General features: G+C 61.7%; 1 protein-coding gene. It reads left to right on the forward strand.

Going from position 1 to position 699, the window contains the following annotated elements; all coding sequences use genetic code 11:
• Window positions 1–563: IS3 family transposase (locus ABB22_RS17465; RefSeq protein WP_161809385.1), on the forward strand; the 563-nt coding region annotated here is incomplete at its 5' end.
• Between the last annotated feature and the right edge of the window lie 136 nt (window positions 564–699).

The following is a 699-nucleotide window of genomic DNA, read 5'->3' on the forward strand; positions in this document are numbered from 1 at the left end:
ACTTGCCACGCCGGGGCAAGCGCCGCCTGCCTGACCGCATCCGCGAGCCGTTGGCGATTCCCGATCAAGCCAATCACACCTGGTCGGCAGACTTCATGGCCGATGCCCTGTGGTCCGGGCGGCGCTTCCGCACTTTCAACGTCAACGACGATTTCAACCGCGAATCGCTGAGGATCGAGATCGACACGAGTCTGCCGTCGCAACGGGTGATCCGGGCGCTGGACGAGTTGATAGAACTGCGTGGTGCACCACTTCGCCTACGCTTGGACAACGGCCCGGAGTTCATCAGCGCCGCGCTGCGGCAATGGGCCCAGCGCCACGACGTCGAACTGCTGCACACCCAGCCCGGTAAGCCGACCCAGAACGCCTACATCGAGCGCTTCAATCGGACGTATCGCACCGAGGTCCTGGACCGCCACGTCTTTACCAGCCCGCAGGAAGTTCGACGCATGACCGAGGATTGGCGTCACCGTTACAACCACCAGCGACCCCATCGCTCACTCGGCGGGCTCTCGCCCGTTGCCTACGCCATGGCATCATCAACCACCTCTATGTCTAGGTGACTCGGAAAAACGAGGACGCTTCACTTAGCCGGTGGCTTCAATGACCTGCTTGCCGTACCTCAAGTGGCCCGTGACACGAGCTAGATCGTCTTCTCGGATGCGATCCAGCTTTGCAAGGTGCGCATAGGCCCTCAAT

The organism is Stenotrophomonas nitritireducens (assembly GCF_001431425.1).
Lineage (GTDB): Bacteria > Pseudomonadota > Gammaproteobacteria > Xanthomonadales > Xanthomonadaceae > Stenotrophomonas > Stenotrophomonas nitritireducens.